14 protein-coding genes are annotated in these 17,455 nt (G+C 45.2%); 5 read left to right on the top strand and 9 right to left on the bottom strand.

From position 1 onward, the window contains the following. Positions 1-169: 169 nt before the first annotated feature. The 8 genes from GGR07_RS12490 to GGR07_RS12455 all read right to left on the bottom strand — a co-directional run bounded on the left by GGR07_RS12490 (position 170) and on the right by GGR07_RS12455 (position 7,162). Positions 170-550 (bottom strand): hypothetical protein, encoded by a 381-nt coding sequence (locus GGR07_RS12490; protein ID WP_034543692.1) that lies wholly within the window; start codon positions 548-550, stop codon positions 170-172. Between the two features lie 91 nt (positions 551-641). Then, positions 642-1,805, bottom strand: coding sequence for an OmpA family protein (locus tag GGR07_RS12485; RefSeq protein WP_034543691.1), 1,164 nt, complete (start codon positions 1,803-1,805; stop codon positions 642-644). Between the two features lie 149 nt (positions 1,806-1,954). After that, entirely contained in the window at positions 1,955-2,779 is an 825-nt protein-coding gene (locus GGR07_RS12480) for a FecR family protein (RefSeq protein WP_034543690.1), read from the bottom strand. A 36-nt stretch (positions 2,780-2,815) separates the two neighbouring features. Next, positions 2,816-3,394: an RNA polymerase sigma factor gene (locus tag GGR07_RS12475; protein ID WP_051990662.1), complete on the bottom strand. Its 579-nt coding sequence runs from the start codon at positions 3,392-3,394 to the stop codon at positions 2,816-2,818. Between the two features lie 65 nt (positions 3,395-3,459). Continuing rightward, the gene (locus tag GGR07_RS12470) at positions 3,460-5,034 is read right to left on the bottom strand and encodes a peptide chain release factor 3 (protein ID WP_034543689.1); all 1,575 of its coding nucleotides are present in this window, start codon (positions 5,032-5,034) and stop codon (positions 3,460-3,462) included. A 49-nt stretch (positions 5,035-5,083) separates the two neighbouring features. Then, complete coding sequence (gene rfbD / locus GGR07_RS12465) at positions 5,084-5,950, bottom strand: dTDP-4-dehydrorhamnose reductase (protein ID WP_122056369.1); 867 nt, start codon at positions 5,948-5,950, stop codon at positions 5,084-5,086. After that, complete coding sequence (locus GGR07_RS12460) at positions 5,951-6,496, bottom strand: DUF4924 family protein (RefSeq protein WP_034543688.1); 546 nt, start codon at positions 6,494-6,496, stop codon at positions 5,951-5,953. Between the two features lie 12 nt (positions 6,497-6,508). Beyond that, positions 6,509-7,162, bottom strand: a complete 654-nt coding sequence (locus tag GGR07_RS12455) for a LysE family translocator (protein WP_021645385.1) — start codon at positions 7,160-7,162, stop codon at positions 6,509-6,511. A 420-nt stretch (positions 7,163-7,582) separates the two neighbouring features. On the opposite strand from GGR07_RS12455, the gene purL reads away from it, so the two are divergent. From purL to GGR07_RS12435, 4 genes are all read left to right on the top strand, one after another. Continuing rightward, positions 7,583-11,287: a phosphoribosylformylglycinamidine synthase gene (gene purL / locus GGR07_RS12450; RefSeq protein ID WP_122056370.1), complete on the top strand. Its 3,705-nt coding sequence runs from the start codon at positions 7,583-7,585 to the stop codon at positions 11,285-11,287. 700 nt (positions 11,288-11,987) lie between these two features. Continuing rightward, positions 11,988-12,452: a helix-turn-helix domain-containing protein gene (locus GGR07_RS12445; protein ID WP_021645390.1), complete on the top strand. Its 465-nt coding sequence runs from the start codon at positions 11,988-11,990 to the stop codon at positions 12,450-12,452. 19 nt (positions 12,453-12,471) lie between these two features. Next, the gene (locus tag GGR07_RS12440; RefSeq protein WP_122056371.1) at positions 12,472-13,050 is read left to right on the top strand and encodes a chromate transporter; all 579 of its coding nucleotides are present in this window, start codon (positions 12,472-12,474) and stop codon (positions 13,048-13,050) included. Positions 13,051-13,105: 55 nt separating this feature from the next. Next, positions 13,106-13,654: a chromate transporter gene (locus GGR07_RS12435; protein WP_034543686.1), complete on the top strand. Its 549-nt coding sequence runs from the start codon at positions 13,106-13,108 to the stop codon at positions 13,652-13,654. 3 nt (positions 13,655-13,657) lie between these two features. Here the strand turns inward: GGR07_RS12435 and GGR07_RS12430 are convergent, their stop codons facing one another. Continuing rightward, positions 13,658-15,166 (bottom strand): glycoside hydrolase family 10 protein, encoded by a 1,509-nt coding sequence (locus GGR07_RS12430; RefSeq protein ID WP_122056372.1) that lies wholly within the window; start codon positions 15,164-15,166, stop codon positions 13,658-13,660. A gap of 157 nt (positions 15,167-15,323) precedes the next feature. Here GGR07_RS12430 and recQ point away from each other — a divergent pair, with 157 nt between their 5' ends. After that, on the top strand, positions 15,324-17,135 hold the full coding sequence (recQ, locus tag GGR07_RS12425; protein WP_034543685.1) for a DNA helicase RecQ: 1,812 nt from the start codon (positions 15,324-15,326) through the stop codon (positions 17,133-17,135). The last annotated feature ends 320 nt before the right edge of the window (positions 17,136-17,455 follow it).

The following is a 17,455-nucleotide window of genomic DNA, read 5'->3' as shown; positions in this document are numbered from 1 at the left end:
TTAATGAGATACTAAAAAAGAATAAAGCAAGTTCCATTGCAACAAACACGATGCAAAAAGACGCGCCGGATCAGCAAAAACTTAAGCACTTTAATAATATCTTTCATAAATCACATTTATTTTACACTAAAACTCTGAAGAATCTGCGCAAGTATAACAAGCATAAAACTCAAGCATTTTTTCGCGCATACAAACTTCTCCATGCAGCAAACTTTCTCCTCCTGAAGTACATCCTGTCATTGCTGAATCTCTGAGCTTCTCTGTCGAAAGACGAAGCATTTATCAAAAAACGTTCCAGCCAATACAGAATGCGATAAGCAAGCGGAATAAGCAACAGAAGCCACCATGAAAAAAGATAAGCTAAGATAAAGACAGGTAATGCTGCAAGAAGCATACACTCCACATATTGCCTTTTATGAATAAGCATTTCCATTTCTTCCCAGTATTCGCAATGTTTATAACGGGTAAAAGTAATTCCCAAAAGCATAAAATAATGTTTATTCTCAGCTTTTAAAAAAAGCCTTGCAAGTCGGCTATTGTATATAATCATTCTTTTTTTAAAAAATAATACAGACCAAAAAAATGTGAGAGGAAACACCCCTATTCCCCCTCACATCACTCAGAAATAAATGAATACGAAATTATTCAACGATAACTACGCGATTCAATACAGCTTCCTTGAAACGGTTATTTGTATCACCTTCAGCTCTCTTCACAAGACGCTCTGCAGGTATACCATATTTTTCAACCAACAAATTATATACATAATCTGCACGTTTTTCACTCAACTTCTGATTCCAAGCCTTGCTACCGGTAGCCTTATCTGCAGATCCGATCAATGTAAATGTCTTGTCAGAAGCAGCTTTCATAATATGAGTAGCATAGTAATCCAAGTTAGTCAATTCTTTAGAATCCAATTTAGCCTTACCGATCTGGAAGAACAGAGCCAAAGGAGCAGTGATTACTTCAGTTACGGTTTCTGCTTTACGATTTCTGGCAGCGATCAACTCGTCTGACAGTTGTTGGTTATCAGCTTTCAGCTTATCATTCTGTGCACGCAAGTCATTGATGCGGTCATTGTAAGAGCTGAAGTCTACCGGTTCCGGCATAGTCACGCGGTTGAAACCTGTCTTACCGAGTTTGAAGTTCAAACCTAACGTTACAGAAGTCATTCCTTCAACTTTTTCGCCGCCGACAACTCCGTCAAGTCTTTGGTTCACCAACATCTGACGACCTTCCAAAGTCAAGTCTACGCGTTTGCCCAAACGGAATGTGTTCAAGATACCGACAAATCCGGCAAGTTCATTATCTTCATGGCCATTACCTTTAGCTTGTACCCAACCGAAACCTCCATAAGGAATAAAGTTCCATACACGCTTAGAGTTGTATCCCAGGAACGCATTGGAGAGGTTCCAGAGATAATCGGCATGAACAGTCATTACATCAAACTTCTTCTTTGTATAGTCTTTTTCTGTTCCGTCAGCGAAAATAGCGCCCGGTTGTGTTGCGCCTTTTACTTTAAGTCCGGCAAATTGCAAACGAACTCCGGACCATGGAGTAATCCACTTACCGATAGAAACATCGAGCGCAGGAGCCAAACGTTTACCGAAGTCGGCTTTGCTGTCATACTCACCTTCGTAGATGTTAACTCCACCACCTACACTAAAAAACCAATTGTCAAAAGCCCTATTGGTCTCATACGGACCACGTAGAATTTTGCCATTGGCATCGCGATTTTCTTTCTGTTGTGCCACAGCACAAACACTCATAAAAATCAGAGCTGCTGTAATAAATCTCTTTTTCATCGTCTTAACTATTTAAATTAATTAATCAGCTATCTCTTTATAGCATTTACACTTTAAAGAGAGGCCTTATTTATTTTTTTACCAAAGAAACAAAAAAAAAACATATATTGTTTGCAAAAAGTTTATTTTTCTGTAATTAAAAGAATTTTTCACAATAAAATAACCTCTTTTCCGCAAAGTTCGTATTTTATACCGAAGGAACCGAATACTCTCTTTAAAGTTTCTTCCAAATTTCTGGTATAAATAATTCCATCGTAAAACAATCCCTCACATTTTTCACGGCCTATCACTTTGATTTGGAATATTTCTTCAATATCCGCAACTACATTAACCAGCGGATCCTTCTCGTAACCTAAGATCCTCCGAAGTTTTAATTCTCTTTCTACGGTCCCCATCCCTTTCTCATCGCAATGCACGCTTTCACCGGCGGCCAACGCTGTTACACCGATAGGAGTTTCCAGTTTCACATACCCTTCCTTGCAACTGACAGTTATTTCACTTCCTTTTTGTTCTACCCAGAATTTAGTTCCGAGCACGGATACGTTCCCCGCCCTTGTGTGAACCGTAAAAGTTTTGCCGGGATTCACGCTAAAAAAAGCCTTGCCTGACAAATGTAGACTCCGGTTCCAAAGCCATCCGATGCGGTTAAAAGACAGCATTGAGTCTTCCATCACTTGCACATGACTTCCGTCGGGTAACTTGCATTCCATTGCCACCGCATCCGTAGAAACCTTTTCTTCGGACAGAAGATAGCTCCCCAAACCGAAAAGAAGAGCAAGCATTGCCGCTGCACTCCAATATACTGTTCTTTTACGAAACAGCCCATTGACAGTTTTAGCTCCGGCAACACGGTTCTTTTTCCGCAACCTCTCCAATGTCTCACGCACTTCCGCTTTCCGCGTAAACATAGGCTCTATTAAAGGAAGTTTGCCTTCTTCCAAATGCTTCTCTAATATTTCTTTCCAATCTTTCATTTCCTTCGACACAATATAACATTGCCTGTTCTAAATTTATAATAGCGGCACCAAACGCCCTCTCAATCTGGATATCGCCATATAAGCCGTATTGTAAACAGTGCGAGATGTCAATCCCATCACCTGAGCAATTTCATCGGAGCTAAGCCCTTTGTAATATTTCAAATACAATACTTCACGCTGCTGCCTGGTCAGGCTATTAAGCTCTTTTTGAAGAAAATCCAATTGTTCTTTTTTAAGCTCCGACCGGACAATAGCTGTTTCTACGTCTATTTCCAGATCAAAATTATATTCACTCAATTCTACTTCATCCAACGACTTGAAAGTTTCGTTATAACCTTTCTTCAATTCATTGATAAGAATACGTTTCAAGGAAATACAAAGATAGGCAGCGATGGATTTTGGCATAGAGCAGGTTTTTCTTTTTTCAAAGATGTACACAAATAACGTTTGTATCGCCTCTGTTACCAAATCATCATTACCGGTTATTTTCATTCCGTATCCATAAAGCCAATCTGCATTCTGTTCATAAAGCTGTCTGAAAGCATCCTCATCGCCTTGCCGAATCTTCTCCCAGAATGCCGCATTCGTATTAGTGATAGTATCTCCCGCCATTAATATCAGAAATAAAAAGTCCTTTTTTACCGGAATAATCAGTTAAAATACTTAAACAAAAAAAATCAAAACTCACTTGTGAAGTGGAACTTTATATGCTTAAAGTCTATTTGAGCCATTTGGAGCACATAAGAAGAGTCAGCCAAGAAAACATCGCGTCCTTCGCGGTCTTTTGCCATATATTGATATTTACGTTTTTTAAAAGCTTCCAACTCCTCGGCATCATCGCTTTCCACCCAGCAGGCCTTATAAAGACTTACCGGTTCCCAACGACAAGAAGCATTGTATTCATTCAATAGGCGGTATTGTATTACTTCAAATTGCAGTTGCCCTACCGTACCGATAATCTTGCGACCGTTAAACTGATTCACAAAAAGCTGGGCTACGCCTTCGTCCATCAATTGATCAATCCCTTTCGCCAGTTGTTTCTGTTTCATAGGATCGGCATTTTCGATATACTTGAACATTTCCGGAGAGAAGCTGGGCAGTCCGCGGAAATGAAGCAATTCACCCTCAGTGAGCGTATCGCCTATTTTAAAGGTTCCATTATCCGGCAACCCGATAATATCTCCCGCGTAAGCTTCGTCGATTGTGGTTTTGCGCTGTGCCATGAATTGAGTCGGTGACGAAAAACGCATGCTTTTTCCATGACGTACATGAAGATAGGGCGCATTGCGAACAAATTTGCCTGAACATACTTTGCAAAAAGCTACACACGAGCGGTGATTCGGATCGATATTTGCCGTAATTTTAAAAATGAATCCGGTAAACTTCTGTTCTTCCGGTCTCACCTCGCGTTCTTCTGCCCGAACGGGACGAGGGCTTGGAGCTATCTCGACAAAACAGTTCAACAATTCCTGCACACCGAAATTGTTCAATGCAGAGCCGAAGAAAACCGGTGCACAATGGCCTTCCAAATATGCCTGCACGTCAAATTCCGGATAAACGCCTTCAATCAGCTCCAGGTCTCCCCGCAGTTTATCTGCCAGCGGCTTTCCGATCTGCCTGTCCAGCTCTTCAGAATGTACATCGATTTCTACCTTCTCCGTCACCACCTGTTTAGACGGTTGGTATAGATCAAGCCTTTGTTCGTAGATATTATATACTCCTTTAAAACGAATTCCCTGTTCAATAGGCCATGAAAGAGGCCGAACACGGATCATCAGTTCTTCTTCCAATTCGTCCAACAAATCGAACGGATCTTTCCCTTCACGGTCCATCTTGTTGACAAAGATAATAACCGGAGTATTCCGCATACGGCAAACTTCCATCAATTTTCTGGTCTGCGTTTCCACGCCTTTTGCACCGTCTACCACAATGATTACGCTGTCCACAGCAGTAAGCGTACGGTACGTATCTTCTGCAAAGTCTTGGTGTCCCGGTGTATCGAGAATATTAATCTTATAATCCCGGTAATCGAACTCCATAACAGAGGTAGTAACCGAAATTCCACGCTGTTTCTCAATCTCCATCCAGTCCGAAGTCGCCGTCTTCTTGATTTTATTGCTCTTTACCGCACCGGCAACCTGAATCTGTCCGCCAAAAAGCAACAGTTTCTCGGTTAAAGAAGTTTTTCCCGCATCGGGATGGGCAATAATGGCGAATGTTCGCCGTCTTTGTATTTCTGTATTATCAACCATATCTATAAAATGGATATTAAATGTAAGCATACTCTGCTCGCAGCCTCTTTCATTCTTGCTTTCTCAAGTTTAAAAGTTCCACACAACTCCTGAGACTCTCTTCCCAATGAGGAATCTCAAGATCAAACGTCTTTTTTATTTTTGTTTTATCAAGTACCGAATAATGGGGGCGGTTTGCTTTCGAAGGATATTCTGCCGTATGCAAAGGTTTCACTTTACAGGAAGTTATGCCTGCCAACCGGTGAATTTTCAAAGCGAAATCATACCACGAGCAAACCCCCTCATTGCTAAAGTGGTAAGTTCCCCCGGTTATTCCTTTATTTATAATGGCATAAATCGCTCTTGCCAAATCATTTGCATAGGTAGGGGTTCCGATCTGATCGAACACGACTCCCAGCTCATCACGCTCTTTGCCCAGCCGGATCATTGTTTTCACAAAATTACTGCCATAGATGGAATAAAGCCAAGCCGTGCGGATGATAAGCGCATTCTCACAATGCCGCATAACTTCTTTTTCTCCTTCCAATTTACTGAATCCATATACAGAATCAGGAGAAGGTGTGCACTCCTCCGTATAGGGGACGTGCGAAAGCCCGTCGAACACATAGTCCGTAGAAAGATGAATCATTCCGGCACTATTGGCTTGAGCAGCCCGTGCCAATATTCCCGGAGCTACAGCATTCAATTGCCATGCCGGTTCTTTCTCATCCTCCGCCTTGTCGACAGCCGTGTAAGCGGCACAATTCACAATCAGTTCGATACTTTCTCCGGAAACATATTTGCTTACGGACTCTTCATTGCAGATGTCGAGCTCCCGCACATCCGTAAAATGATATGTATGTTGCCGATTTTCATTTGCCAGCGCCTGCATAGCGCTTCCGAGTTGCCCATTGGCGCCTGTTACTAAGATTCTCATTTACTCCGCAAATTTTAATTCCCCTTTCCTTTCCTTATCATAATAGTTTGCCAGCATAGAAAGGAAACTGCTGATCGCTCCTACTGCTTTCAAAGTTTCTTCACTAATGGTTTTCTTCTGCAAACGGAGCAATAATACTCCATATAACGCTTCGAAACATGTTTCCAATTCAGGCTCATCTTTCTTTCCGCTTTTGTTACGCAACTCTATAACAAACGGTAACGCTTTGAAATAAGCGGCGTTATAAAAAGGGTATTGAGGCGAAGCGGCCAATGCCTTATGAAGTTCCGTCAAGTTAATAATGACATTCTTGTTAATCTGAAGATGTCCTTTGTCTTGCACCCCCTCCTCCCTCATCATGGTGATAAGGTTTCGATACCATTCCGTCATTTCGGCGCGCTGCTCCTCCGGATAACGGACAATGATATTGGCATTGAGCCTTTCGAGTTCGCAGCCATAGGCGCGAATCAGATCTTCTTCCTGCCACATATATATAAGATATTCTGCAATATTTTTTTCTTTCAGTTGCTGTGCTACCCGATTCATACTTCTTTCCTTTTAGTAAAGCGATTCCCCAAGCAATGTATAAACCAACCCTGCCACCGAAGCCAATATCACAAAACCGCCAATCACCCTATTTAAAATCCAAATACCGCGCAAATTGAACTTAGTACGCACTTTATTTACAAAGAAAGTGATTCCAAACCACCACACCAATGCTCCCAAAACGATAGCAACATATCCTGTGATTTCTTCAAATACCAGCACACCCGGTTGCACAAAAGCGAAACGGGCAAAAAGTCCGATAAAAAGAAGAATGATCAAAGGATTGGAAAGAGTAACGAAAAATGCAGTAATGAAATTATGAAAGTAAGAGCCTTTGTTGGACGAAGCCGGGCGAATGGAATGCACGGGATTGCTCCGAAAAGTATAAATTCCGAAAACAAGCAGCATAATGCTGCCCAACAACTGCAAGTAAAATATGTTTTTATTGATATAGTCGAAAACAAAGCTCATGCCATAGCCCGTCAGCAGAGCGTATGCGATATCGCTTACAGAGGCTCCCAACCCGGTCACGAACCCATACCAACGCCCCTTGTTCAGAGTGCGCTGAATACAAAGAACCCCTACCGGGCCTAAAGGTGCGGATACTACAATACCTATGATAAAGCCTTTAATTAAAATATCAAATATAGTTTCCAACTGAATCATGTGGCAAATATCGCACTTTTTTATGAGAAGAAGCTAGTATATTAACGTTTTTTCGGAACATGTGCTTCGCAGACTACGGGAACCCATCCGAATATGTCTTCCGAATGCTTATACAGCTTATTGTTTTTATAGTAAAAGTAGTTGGTCTTTCGTCTGTGTTTTATTCGTCTGCCGTTCGGCAGACGAATAAAACACAGACGAAAGACGAATGGAACACGAACGGCAGACGAATAACTTTTTAAACAGAAAGTAAAGCGGTTAGCATCTTTCCCCCTTATTTTTCATCATCGCGCCCGAACGGAACAGCGAAGTCCTGATACCCTTTGCCATAATGACATTCTTTTTATGCGCATTTTCTTCTTGCCACCACCGAATTTATTTATCTTTGCACACAGAAAAAACGTAAAATCTAAAATACACATGATCCTTTTTTTCAGAACCCCTTCCAAGAGCATGATTGCCGTAGAGAGCAATCACCGGCTCACCCCCGACGAAAGTGATAAACTCTGCTGGCTTTTCGGCGAAGCTGTGATGGAGAACGAAGAAAAACAAGATGGATATTTTGTTGGTCCGCGACGCGAAATGATTACCCCCTGGAGTACAAATGCCGTAGAGATTACCCAAAACATGGGACTTGAAGGAATCGGCCGCATCGAAGAGTTTTTCCCCGTGAAAGATGAAAAAGCCGATTACGACCCGATGTTGCAACGTATGTATAAGGGACTGGATCAGCAGATATTTACAACCAACCGGCAGCCGGAACCCATCCTTTACATTGACGATCTGGAAGCCTACAACGAAAAAGAAGGTCTGGCTCTCTCGAAAGAAGAAATGGAATATTTGAAAAAGGTGGAAAAAGATCTCGGAAGAAAGCTGACTGATTCCGAAGTATTCGGATTCGCGCAAATCAACTCCGAACACTGCCGCCACAAGATATTCGGAGGAACGTTCATCATCGACGGAGTAGAACAGGAATCTTCGCTGTTTCAAATGATTAAAAAGACAACTCAGGAAAATCCGAACAAAATCATCTCGGCCTACAAGGACAATGTAGCCTTTGCAGAAGGCCCGGTAATCGAACAGTTCGCTCCTGCCGACCACTCCAAACCCGATTTTTTTCAAATCAAAGATATTAAAAGCGTAATTTCGCTGAAGGCCGAAACACACAACTTCCCCACAACGGTTGAACCTTTCAACGGTGCTTCCACAGGTACCGGAGGCGAAATACGCGACCGTATGGCCGGAGGCAAAGGCTCATGGCCGATTGCGGGAACTGCCGTCTATATGACTTCTTACCCCCGCACGGATGAAGAGCGCCCTTGGGAAGAGATACTGTCGGTACGCAAATGGCTGTATCAAACTCCCGAACAGATCCTGATCAAAGCCTCTAACGGTGCGTCGGACTTCGGAAACAAATTCGGGCAACCGCTCATCTGCGGTTCGGTACTTACATTCGAACATACCGAGAACAACGAGGTTTACGGCTATGACAAAGTCATTATGCTGGCCGGAGGCGTAGGTTACGGCACACAGCGCGACTGCCTGAAAGGCTCGCCCGAAGCGGGAAATAAAATCGTAGTGATCGGCGGCGACAACTATCGCATCGGACTGGGTGGAGGTTCCGTTTCTTCGGTCGATACAGGACGATACAGCAGCGGTATCGAGCTGAATGCCGTGCAGCGCGCCAACGCCGAAATGCAAAAACGTGCCAACAACGTGGTGCGCGCTCTTTGCGAAGAAGAAACAAACCCGATTGTTTCTATTCACGACCACGGTTCGGCAGGGCACGTAAACTGTTTGTCGGAGTTGGTGGAAGAGTGCGGCGGACTAATCGACATGAGCAAACTGCCTATCGGCGACAAGACTTTGTCGGCCAAAGAGATTATAGCCAATGAAAGTCAGGAACGGATGGGACTGCTCATCAAAGAGGAAGCACTCGAACACGTGCGTAAAATAGCCGAACGCGAACGTGCTCCGATGTATGTGGTGGGCGAAACCACCGGAGATCACCGCTTCGCTTTCCAACAAGCCGACGGTGTGCGCCCCTTCGACTTGGCGGTAGACCAGATGTTCGGTTCGTCGCCCAAGACATATATGGTAGACAAAACAGTGGAACGTACCTATAAAGCGCCGGAATACAACGCAGCCAAACTGCACGAGTACCTCACCAATGTGCTTCAATTAGAAGCGGTAGCCTGCAAAGACTGGCTGACTAATAAAGTAGACCGTTCGGTGACGGGGAAAGTCGCCCGCCAGCAATGCCAGGGAGAGTTGCAGTTGCCCTTGAGCGACTGTGGCGTGGTGGCCCTCGACTACCGCGGCGAAAAAGGTATCGCCACCTCTATCGGGCATGCTCCGCAAGCAGCATTGGCAGATCCGGCGGCAGGTTCGGTTCTTTCCGTATCCGAAGCACTCACAAACCTCGTATGGGCGCCGATGGCGGAAGGCATGGACAGCATTTCCCTCTCGGCCAACTGGATGTGGCCCTGCCGTTCGCAGGAAGGCGAAGACGCTCGTCTGTACACAGCCGTGAAAGCGTTGAGCGATTTCTGCTGCGCTCTGCAAATCAACGTGCCCACCGGAAAAGACTCGCTTTCGATGACTCAAAAGTACCCCGACGGAGAAAAAGTCATTTCTCCGGGAACCGTAATTGTTTCCGCCGGAGGCGAAGTGTCGGATGTAAAAAAAGTAGTATCTCCCGTATTGGTAAACGATGCGAAGACCACTTTGTATCATATCGACTTCAGCTTCGACGAGCTGAAACTCGGCGGTTCGGCATTCGCCCAATCATTGGGAAAAATCGGTGATAACGTACCTTCCGTACAAGACGCCGAATATTTCCGCGACGCATTCCTTGCCATACAGAAACTGATCGACAGAAAACTGATTTTGGCGGGACACGACATATCTGCCGGCGGTCTCATTACCACATTGCTCGAAATGTGTTTCGCCAACACCGAAGGCGGTATGGAAATCGACCTCGACAGACTGAAAGAGACAGACATCGTGAAAATTTTGTTTGCCGAGAATCCGGGTGTTGTCATCCAAGTGAGCGACAAACACAAGGAGGAAGTGAAAAAAACATTAGAAGAAGCGGGCGTAGGTTTCGTGAAGTTGGGCAAACCGACAGATGAACGGCATATACTCATATCAAAAGACGGTGCGACTTACCAGTTTGGCATCGATTATATGAGAGACGTATGGTATACTTCTTCCTATCTGCTCGACCGGAAACAGTCGATGAACGGTTGTGCGAAAAAACGCTTCGAAAATTACAAGATGCAGCCCGTAGAATTTGCGTTTATGCCGGAGTTCAAAGGTAAACTTTCTCAATACGACATCAGCCCCGACCGACGTACTCCGACCGGCGTGCGCGCAGCTATCATCCGCGAAAAAGGAACCAACGGAGAACGCGAAATGGCCTATTCGCTCTATCTCGCCGGATTCGACGTGAAAGACGTTACGATGACCGATCTCATCAGCGGGCGTGAAACTTTGGAAGATGTGAACATGGTCGTTTATTGCGGAGGCTTTTCCAATTCCGATGTTTTAGGTTCCGCCAAAGGATGGGCGGGAGGTTTCCTGTTCAACGAAAAGGCAAAAACCGCTTTGGATAAGTTTTACGCACGCAAAGACACCTTGTCTTTGGGCATTTGCAACGGTTGCCAGCTGATGATGGAGCTGAACCTTATCAACCCGGAACTGAAGAAGAAAGGCAAAATGCTGCACAACAACTCGCACAAGTTCGAATCTACCTTTGTGGGAGTCACCATTCCTACAAACAGAAGCGTAATGTTCGGCTCGTTGAGCGGCAGCAAACTGGGGATTTGGGTAGCCCACGGAGAAGGAAAGTTCTCATTGCCTTATGACGAAGACAAATACAATGTAGTGGCCAAATACAACTATGACGAATATCCGGGCAATCCGAACGGCTCCGACTACTCGGTAGCTGCTTTGGCAAGCGCGGACGGCCGGCATCTCGCCATGATGCCCCATTTGGAACGCGCCGTCTTCCCGTGGCAAAACGCTTATTACCCGGCAGAGCGTCTCGATAACGATCAAATCACTCCGTGGATGGAAGCATTCGTAAACGCCCGCAAGTGGATTGAAGAAAAGGTAAAATAAAAAAGACCCGTTTCAAACACGGAAAAAATAAACCATTGATAGACGGAAGAGTATCCGAGAACTCCTGTAAACAAACCAAATTCTCTTTAACCCCTTATCCGGCCTTCGTTCGACTATGAAAGCTGAATAAGGGGATTACCGTATCTTGAATAAATCAGGTATAAGCGAGACCGAATCCTTTTTCTATTTTAAAACATATTCTTCTGTTATTTTAAGCTATAAATTTGAGTTCTCGAAAAAAAAGCTTATTTTTGTCTATCTTTCCTAAATCAAAGAAGAACACAATTAAGCAAATTCAAAAGGTCTGTTTTATATGAGAAAAAGGTCTCTTTTTTTAATGTTATTTTCCTTCATCCAAATCGCATCGGCCTGGGGACCGCCAAGAGGCGAAGAACAGGCTTTCAAGAATAATCTGATAATTATCAATGGGTCCTTTTGGCTCCACCCATATTCGGGACTCATCTACACAACACTGCTCTTTATTCTTGCCGTAATTACTTTTCGAAACTTGAGCTTAAACAAACAACAAAAAAACATGAATCGAAAGTACGAGTTTTTATTGATGCCGTACATGACATGCAACTCCCCCTTACACATCTCAAAAACACCTTTAGAAAAATTGTGCATGGAAAAAGCGTTGCCACAGGAAAATACTGCAGACATCAATATCGCACTGTAAAATATAAATATTTTATCAAACATGACAAACAATCTTACAGATACCCAAAAAACAGATGCATACGCTTCAAAAATGGAATTTTCCGAAAACGTGATGAACACCTGCGTGAACAGAATAACAAAAGAAGAAATCCTGAAAAACGGGACAAGCATGAATTGGCAGTTCATCATCAATGTAAGAAAGCATGTAGAAAAAAACATAGGCAATCAGCAGTTCAATGTAGACATGCTTTGCAGCCTGATGGGAATGAGTCGGACCAGCTTCTACAATAAATTAAAATCCCTGACGGATCAGGCTCCTGCCGATTACATCCGCCTTATCCGGCTGGAATATGCAATCAGGCTACTAAGAGAAGGAGAGCACAATATAACCGAAATATCTGAAATGACAGGATTTAACGATGCCAGGTATTTCCGGCAAGTATTCAAAAAATACTTTAAAATAAGTCCCAGCCAATACAGTAAAAAGATTAGAGAGCACAGATGAAAGGAGGAAAACGAAAAGAATGAATATCTACTTCGAACTGTTCGGAATCTTTTTTAAGATAGGAGCTTTCACCATCGGAGGCGGATACGCCATGGTCCCTCTTATCCAGAATGAGATTGTGACAAGACGAAAATGGATCGCACAGGAAGATTTCATCGATCTGCTTGCCATAGCACAATCGTCGCCGGGAGTGCTGGCTGTAAACATAGCGATCTTTATCGGATACAAACTGCGTGGCATACGCGGAAGTGTCGTCACTACGCTGGGAACTGTCCTGCCGTCGTTTATTATCATACTGGCTATTGCCCTGTTCTTCCACAATTTTAAAGACAACCCCGTAGTCGAACGGATTTTTAAAGGCATCCGCCCCGCCGTGGTAGCCTTAATCGCCGCGCCTACATTCACCATGGCCAAAGCAGCCCGCATCAACCGATACACGGTGTGGATACCCGTTTCATCCGCATTGCTCATCTGGTTGCTCGGTTTCTCTCCGATCTGGATTATCATAGCAGCCGGATTAGGTGGATTCGCATGGGGAAAAATAAGAAAAGAAGAGAGCCGGACGGCGGAAAACGACGCGGCGGGCGGGACGGAATAAAAATCATGAATAAAGGGTCATACAGACTAAGAAACAGAAGAAAATCAAGGAAGCTATGATTTACTTGCAGCTATTTTATACGTTTTTCAAAATAGGTCTCTTCGGATTCGGCGGAGGCTATGCCATGCTTTCGATGATTCAGGGTGAAGTGGTGGCGCGTTACGAGTGGATCAGTGCGCAGGAATTCACAGACATCGTAGCCGTCAGCCAAATGACGCCGGGCCCTATCGGAATCAACGCAGCCACGTATGTTGGGTTTACAGCAACCGACAGCGTGTGGGGTTCGGTTGTCGCCACGTTCGCCGTCATTCTTCCTTCGTTTATCCTGATGCTTACAATCAGCAGGTTCTTTCTGAAGTATCAAAAACATCCGGTCGTAACATCCGTCTTCAAGGGGTTGCGACCGGCCATTGTGGGGTTGCTGGCTTCGGCGGCATTGATGCTGATGAACACCGCGAATTTCGGTTCGCCCGTTACGGACACCTACTCGTTCGTCATCAGCATATTGATTTTTGCCATAGCCTTTGTCGGCACCAGAAAGTACAAAATAAACCCTATCCTGCTGATTGTGGGCTGCGGAATCGCCGGCCTGTTGCTTTATTAATCATTACAACCTCACTTTCTTGCTTACCGACTTCGATTCGTTGTGCAAGCGGTCGAGCGCTGTAACCACATAGCGGTATTTCTTTTTCCCCGAATCATAGGGAAGCCTGAAGTGGTTTTTGTTCGTGATACCTGCAATACGGGAAGGATCGCCGATATTGACCTTTTCACCGGCTTCAAAACGATAAACGACATACCGCACGGCTTTGTCCATCTCGGTCTTTGCTTTCGGAGCCGTCCAGAAGAGCATGTATCCGTCTTCAGTCCATACTTTCTTTACTTTCCGTACCTTACCCGGAGCTTTGTTGTCTATGAAGTCGAACACCGGAACAAGCGACGGATATTTGTGATACTCTTTAACCAAAGCATCTCTGTAAAGCCCGGCGTTTTCCACTACCGCACCAGCGTACCACTGACAGCTTCCGCCGATTGTCTGATAAGCACGCTGCAACGCCATTTTGCGGGGAAGCTGATTGATCGCAGGATTCTCCGGATCGGGCTTCTGAATGCTATTCATCACCGACTGCCCTATAAACAGCGGACGGTTCTCGGCATGCCTCGCCCACCATTTGACCAAAGTTTCATAATCGGCAGCCTTATGCCCCACCTCCCAATATATCTGCGGAATATTGTAGTCTATCCATCCCTCGCGTGCCCACAGCAAGACATCGGCATACAAGTCATCGTAATTTTGCAATCCGTTTGTCCGGCTGCCCAACGGGTCTGTTTTTTCATTCCGGTAAATCCCGAACGGGCTTACACCGAATTTGACCCACGGTTTCAGCGCACGAACTGTTTCATGTATCTTTTTAATCAGAATATTCACGTTGCTCCTCCGCCAGTCCGCCTTGTCGGAAAATCCTCCGCCATAGCGTTCGAAGCTCGCATCATCCGGAAAATCCATCCCTTTGACGGGATAAGGGTAGAAATAATCGTCCATGTGAATGGCATCCACGTCGTAGCGCGACACAATGTCCGTCACAATCTTGCAGATATACTCGCGGCTATGAGGAAGCGCCGGGTCGAAAAACATCTGGTCGCCGTATGTAACGAACCATTCGGGATGCTGATGGTAAATATGCGTAGGCGCCAATTCGTTCTTCAACGAAGTCTTTACCCGATACGGGTTGATCCAGGCATGAAACTCCATATTCCTTTCGTGGCAGGCTTCAATCATAAACTGCATCGGATCCCACACGGGCGAAGGAATCCGGCCTTGTTCCCCCGTAAGGAAACGGCTCCAAGGCTCATGCTGCGAAGCGTACAGCGCGTCCGCCTCGGGGCGCACCTGAAAGATAATCGCGTTGATTCCCGCTCCTTGAAGAGAGTTCAACTTACTGATAAGCGTTTGCTTTAATTGTTCGGCAGGAATGCCGCGAAACCGGCTGTTTACCGTTTGTATCCATGCGCCGCGAAATTCCCGTTTCGGATATCTGCCATTCGGGTTGCTCTGCGCCCGGCCCCCTACAGTCAGCAGCAGAGCCGACAAGAAAAGAATCTGTTTCAATTTCATAATATTTGTTCCTCGTAAATAATGGTGGCAAAGATAATACAAGCCTGCGCCATCTGCAACAAATAGAAGCATCATTCGACGCAGAAATAGCCGCCACGGGATAATAAAAATTCATAAACAAAACGTACCTTTGCAGGAAAGTTTAAACGAACGGAAGATGAAAGAGACTTTAAAGAAATATTTCGGTTACGATTGTTTCCGCCCTTTGCAGGAAGAAATCATCCGGCATCTGGCAGACGGGCAAGACGCACTCGTACTTATGCCTACCGGCGGTGGAAAATCGATATGTTACCAACTGCCCGCCCTGCTTTCCGAAGGAACCGCCATTGTGGTTTCGCCGCTCATATCATTGATGAAAGACCAAGTGGAGGCCTTGCAGGCAAACGGTGTCGCCGCCGGCGCTCTGAACAGCAGCAACAGCGAGACCGAAAACGCCAATCTTCGCCGGGCATGTATCGAAGGGAAACTGAAGTTGCTATACATCTCGCCGGAAAAGCTGATAGCCGAGAAAGATTATCTTCTGGAAGATATGAACATCTCTCTGTTCGCCATCGACGAAGCTCACTGTATCTCGCAATGGGGGCACGATTTCCGCCCAGAATATACGCAAATGGGCGTGCTCCGCGAGAAATTTCCGAACGTCCCCATGGTGGCTTTAACCGCCACCGCCGACAAAATAACCCGCGAAGATATTGTCCGCCAGTTGCATTTGCGGCAGCCCCGCGTCTTTATCTCTTCGTTCGACCGACCCAACCTCAGTCTGACGGTGAAACGAGGCTTTCAGACAAAAGAGAAAAACAAATCCATTCTGGAATTCATCCACCGCCACGGGAACGAAAGCGGAATTATCTACTGCATGAGCCGCAACAAGACGGAGGCTGTGGCTCAAATGCTCAAAAAACACGGAATCGGCTGCGGAGTATACCATGCCGGACTCTCCGCCAAGCAGAGGGACGAAACGCAGGACGACTTCATCAATGACCGCATTCAGGTGGTATGCGCCACGATTGCTTTCGGCATGGGCATCGACAAATCGAATGTACGGTGGGTGATTCACTACAACTTACCCAAAAGCATCGAAAGTTTTTATCAGGAAATCGGACGGGCCGGACGCGACAGCCTCAACAGCGATACCGTATTGTTCTACTCTTTGGCCGATTTGATACTGCTCACCAAATTTGCCACGGAAAGCAATCAACAAAGTATCAACCTCGAAAAACTCCGCCGGATGCAGCAATATGCCGAGGCCGATATTTGCCGGAGAAGAATCCTGCTCAATTATTTCGGCGAGACTGCCGGCGAAGATTGCGGCAACTGCGACGTGTGCAAGAACCCTCCGCAGCGGTTTGACGGAAGCGTGATTGTGCAAAAAGCCCTGAGTGCCATCGTACGCACGGAACAACAGGTCGGCATAAGCGTATTGATCGATATTTTGCGCGGAAACTTTTCCGCCGAAGTGACCGGAAAAGGATATCAGGAACTGAAAACATTCGGCGCGGGACGAGACATCCCGACGCGCGACTGGCACGACTACCTGCTTCAGATGCTCCAACTCGGCTATTTCGAAATAGCTTATAATGAAAACAACCACCTCAAAGTAACATCGAGCGGAAGCGACATACTCTTCGGCAGAGAGAAAGCGATGCTGGTAGTGATTCGTCGTGAAGAACCTGCAAAAGCAAAAGAAAAGAAGAAGCAAAAGCAGGCGGCGGTTATGAAAGAGATTGCCCTCGGACTACCGAATACAGAGAATGAAGATTTGTTCGAAGCCCTGCGCGGATTGAGAAAACAGCTCGCCGACGCGGAAGGTCTGCCCGCCTATATCGTTTTCTCGGATAAAGTGTTGCATCTGCTCAGCATAGCCCGGCCTACATCCATTGAAGAGTTCGGAACCGTCAGCGGAATCGGAGAATACAAAAAAAAGAAATACGGAAAAGAGTTTGTCGAACTGATTCGTCAATACGCCTGATCCGACGGAAGCATCCGCCGCAAGCGGACCATTCTTTGCCTTGTTTTATCTTTACCGGCAGGGAGGTGTGTCAAAACAAAAATGATCATTCCGAAAAGTTACAGATTGTAACTACCAAACTTAAAAGAGCCGTATCGAACTCTGTTTCGAGTAATGATACGGCTCTTTCTCTTGCTTTTTAGGATGCTCAAGTTTCAGATTAAAAGTTCTTCTTTGGTTTAATTTAGTTTTGACACATTTACATTTGCAGTATTAAATATCCCAATAAAAATATAAGTGTATATTTGAAAAGAAGAGTTGCAGTGAACTAACTTTGACAC

Source organism: Bacteroides pyogenes (assembly GCF_014196225.1).
Lineage (GTDB): Bacteria > Bacteroidota > Bacteroidia > Bacteroidales > Bacteroidaceae > Bacteroides > Bacteroides pyogenes_A.
Note: the sequence above shows the minus strand (reverse complement) of the source record. Positions and strands in the feature narration are given on the sequence as shown.

Excerpts from the sequence above, each read along its gene's own strand:
- GGR07_RS12490 (WP_034543692.1), bottom strand. The coding sequence starts at position 550 with ATGATTATATACAATAGCCGACTTGCAAGGCTTTTTTTAAAAGCTGAG.
- rfbD (WP_122056369.1), bottom strand. The coding sequence starts at position 5,950 with ATGAGAATCTTAGTAACAGGCGCCAATGGGCAACTCGGAAGCGCTATG.
- GGR07_RS12470 (WP_034543689.1), bottom strand. The coding sequence starts at position 5,034 with ATGGTTGATAATACAGAAATACAAAGACGGCGAACATTCGCCATTATT.
- GGR07_RS12475 (WP_051990662.1), bottom strand. The coding sequence starts at position 3,394 with ATGGCGGGAGATACTATCACTAATACGAATGCGGCATTCTGGGAGAAG.
- GGR07_RS12445 (WP_021645390.1), top strand. The coding sequence starts at position 11,988 with ATGACAAACAATCTTACAGATACCCAAAAAACAGATGCATACGCTTCA.
- GGR07_RS12440 (WP_122056371.1), top strand. The coding sequence starts at position 12,472 with ATGAATATCTACTTCGAACTGTTCGGAATCTTTTTTAAGATAGGAGCT.
- GGR07_RS12455 (WP_021645385.1), bottom strand. The coding sequence starts at position 7,162 with ATGATTCAGTTGGAAACTATATTTGATATTTTAATTAAAGGCTTTATC.
- GGR07_RS12480 (WP_034543690.1), bottom strand. The coding sequence starts at position 2,779 with ATGAAAGATTGGAAAGAAATATTAGAGAAGCATTTGGAAGAAGGCAAA.
- GGR07_RS12430 (WP_122056372.1), bottom strand. The coding sequence starts at position 15,166 with ATGAAATTGAAACAGATTCTTTTCTTGTCGGCTCTGCTGCTGACTGTA.
- GGR07_RS12460 (WP_034543688.1), bottom strand. The coding sequence starts at position 6,496 with ATGAATCGGGTAGCACAGCAACTGAAAGAAAAAAATATTGCAGAATAT.
- GGR07_RS12435 (WP_034543686.1), top strand. The coding sequence starts at position 13,106 with ATGATTTACTTGCAGCTATTTTATACGTTTTTCAAAATAGGTCTCTTC.
- recQ (WP_034543685.1), top strand. The coding sequence starts at position 15,324 with ATGAAAGAGACTTTAAAGAAATATTTCGGTTACGATTGTTTCCGCCCT.
- purL (WP_122056370.1), top strand. The coding sequence starts at position 7,583 with ATGATCCTTTTTTTCAGAACCCCTTCCAAGAGCATGATTGCCGTAGAG.
- GGR07_RS12485 (WP_034543691.1), bottom strand. The coding sequence starts at position 1,805 with ATGAAAAAGAGATTTATTACAGCAGCTCTGATTTTTATGAGTGTTTGT.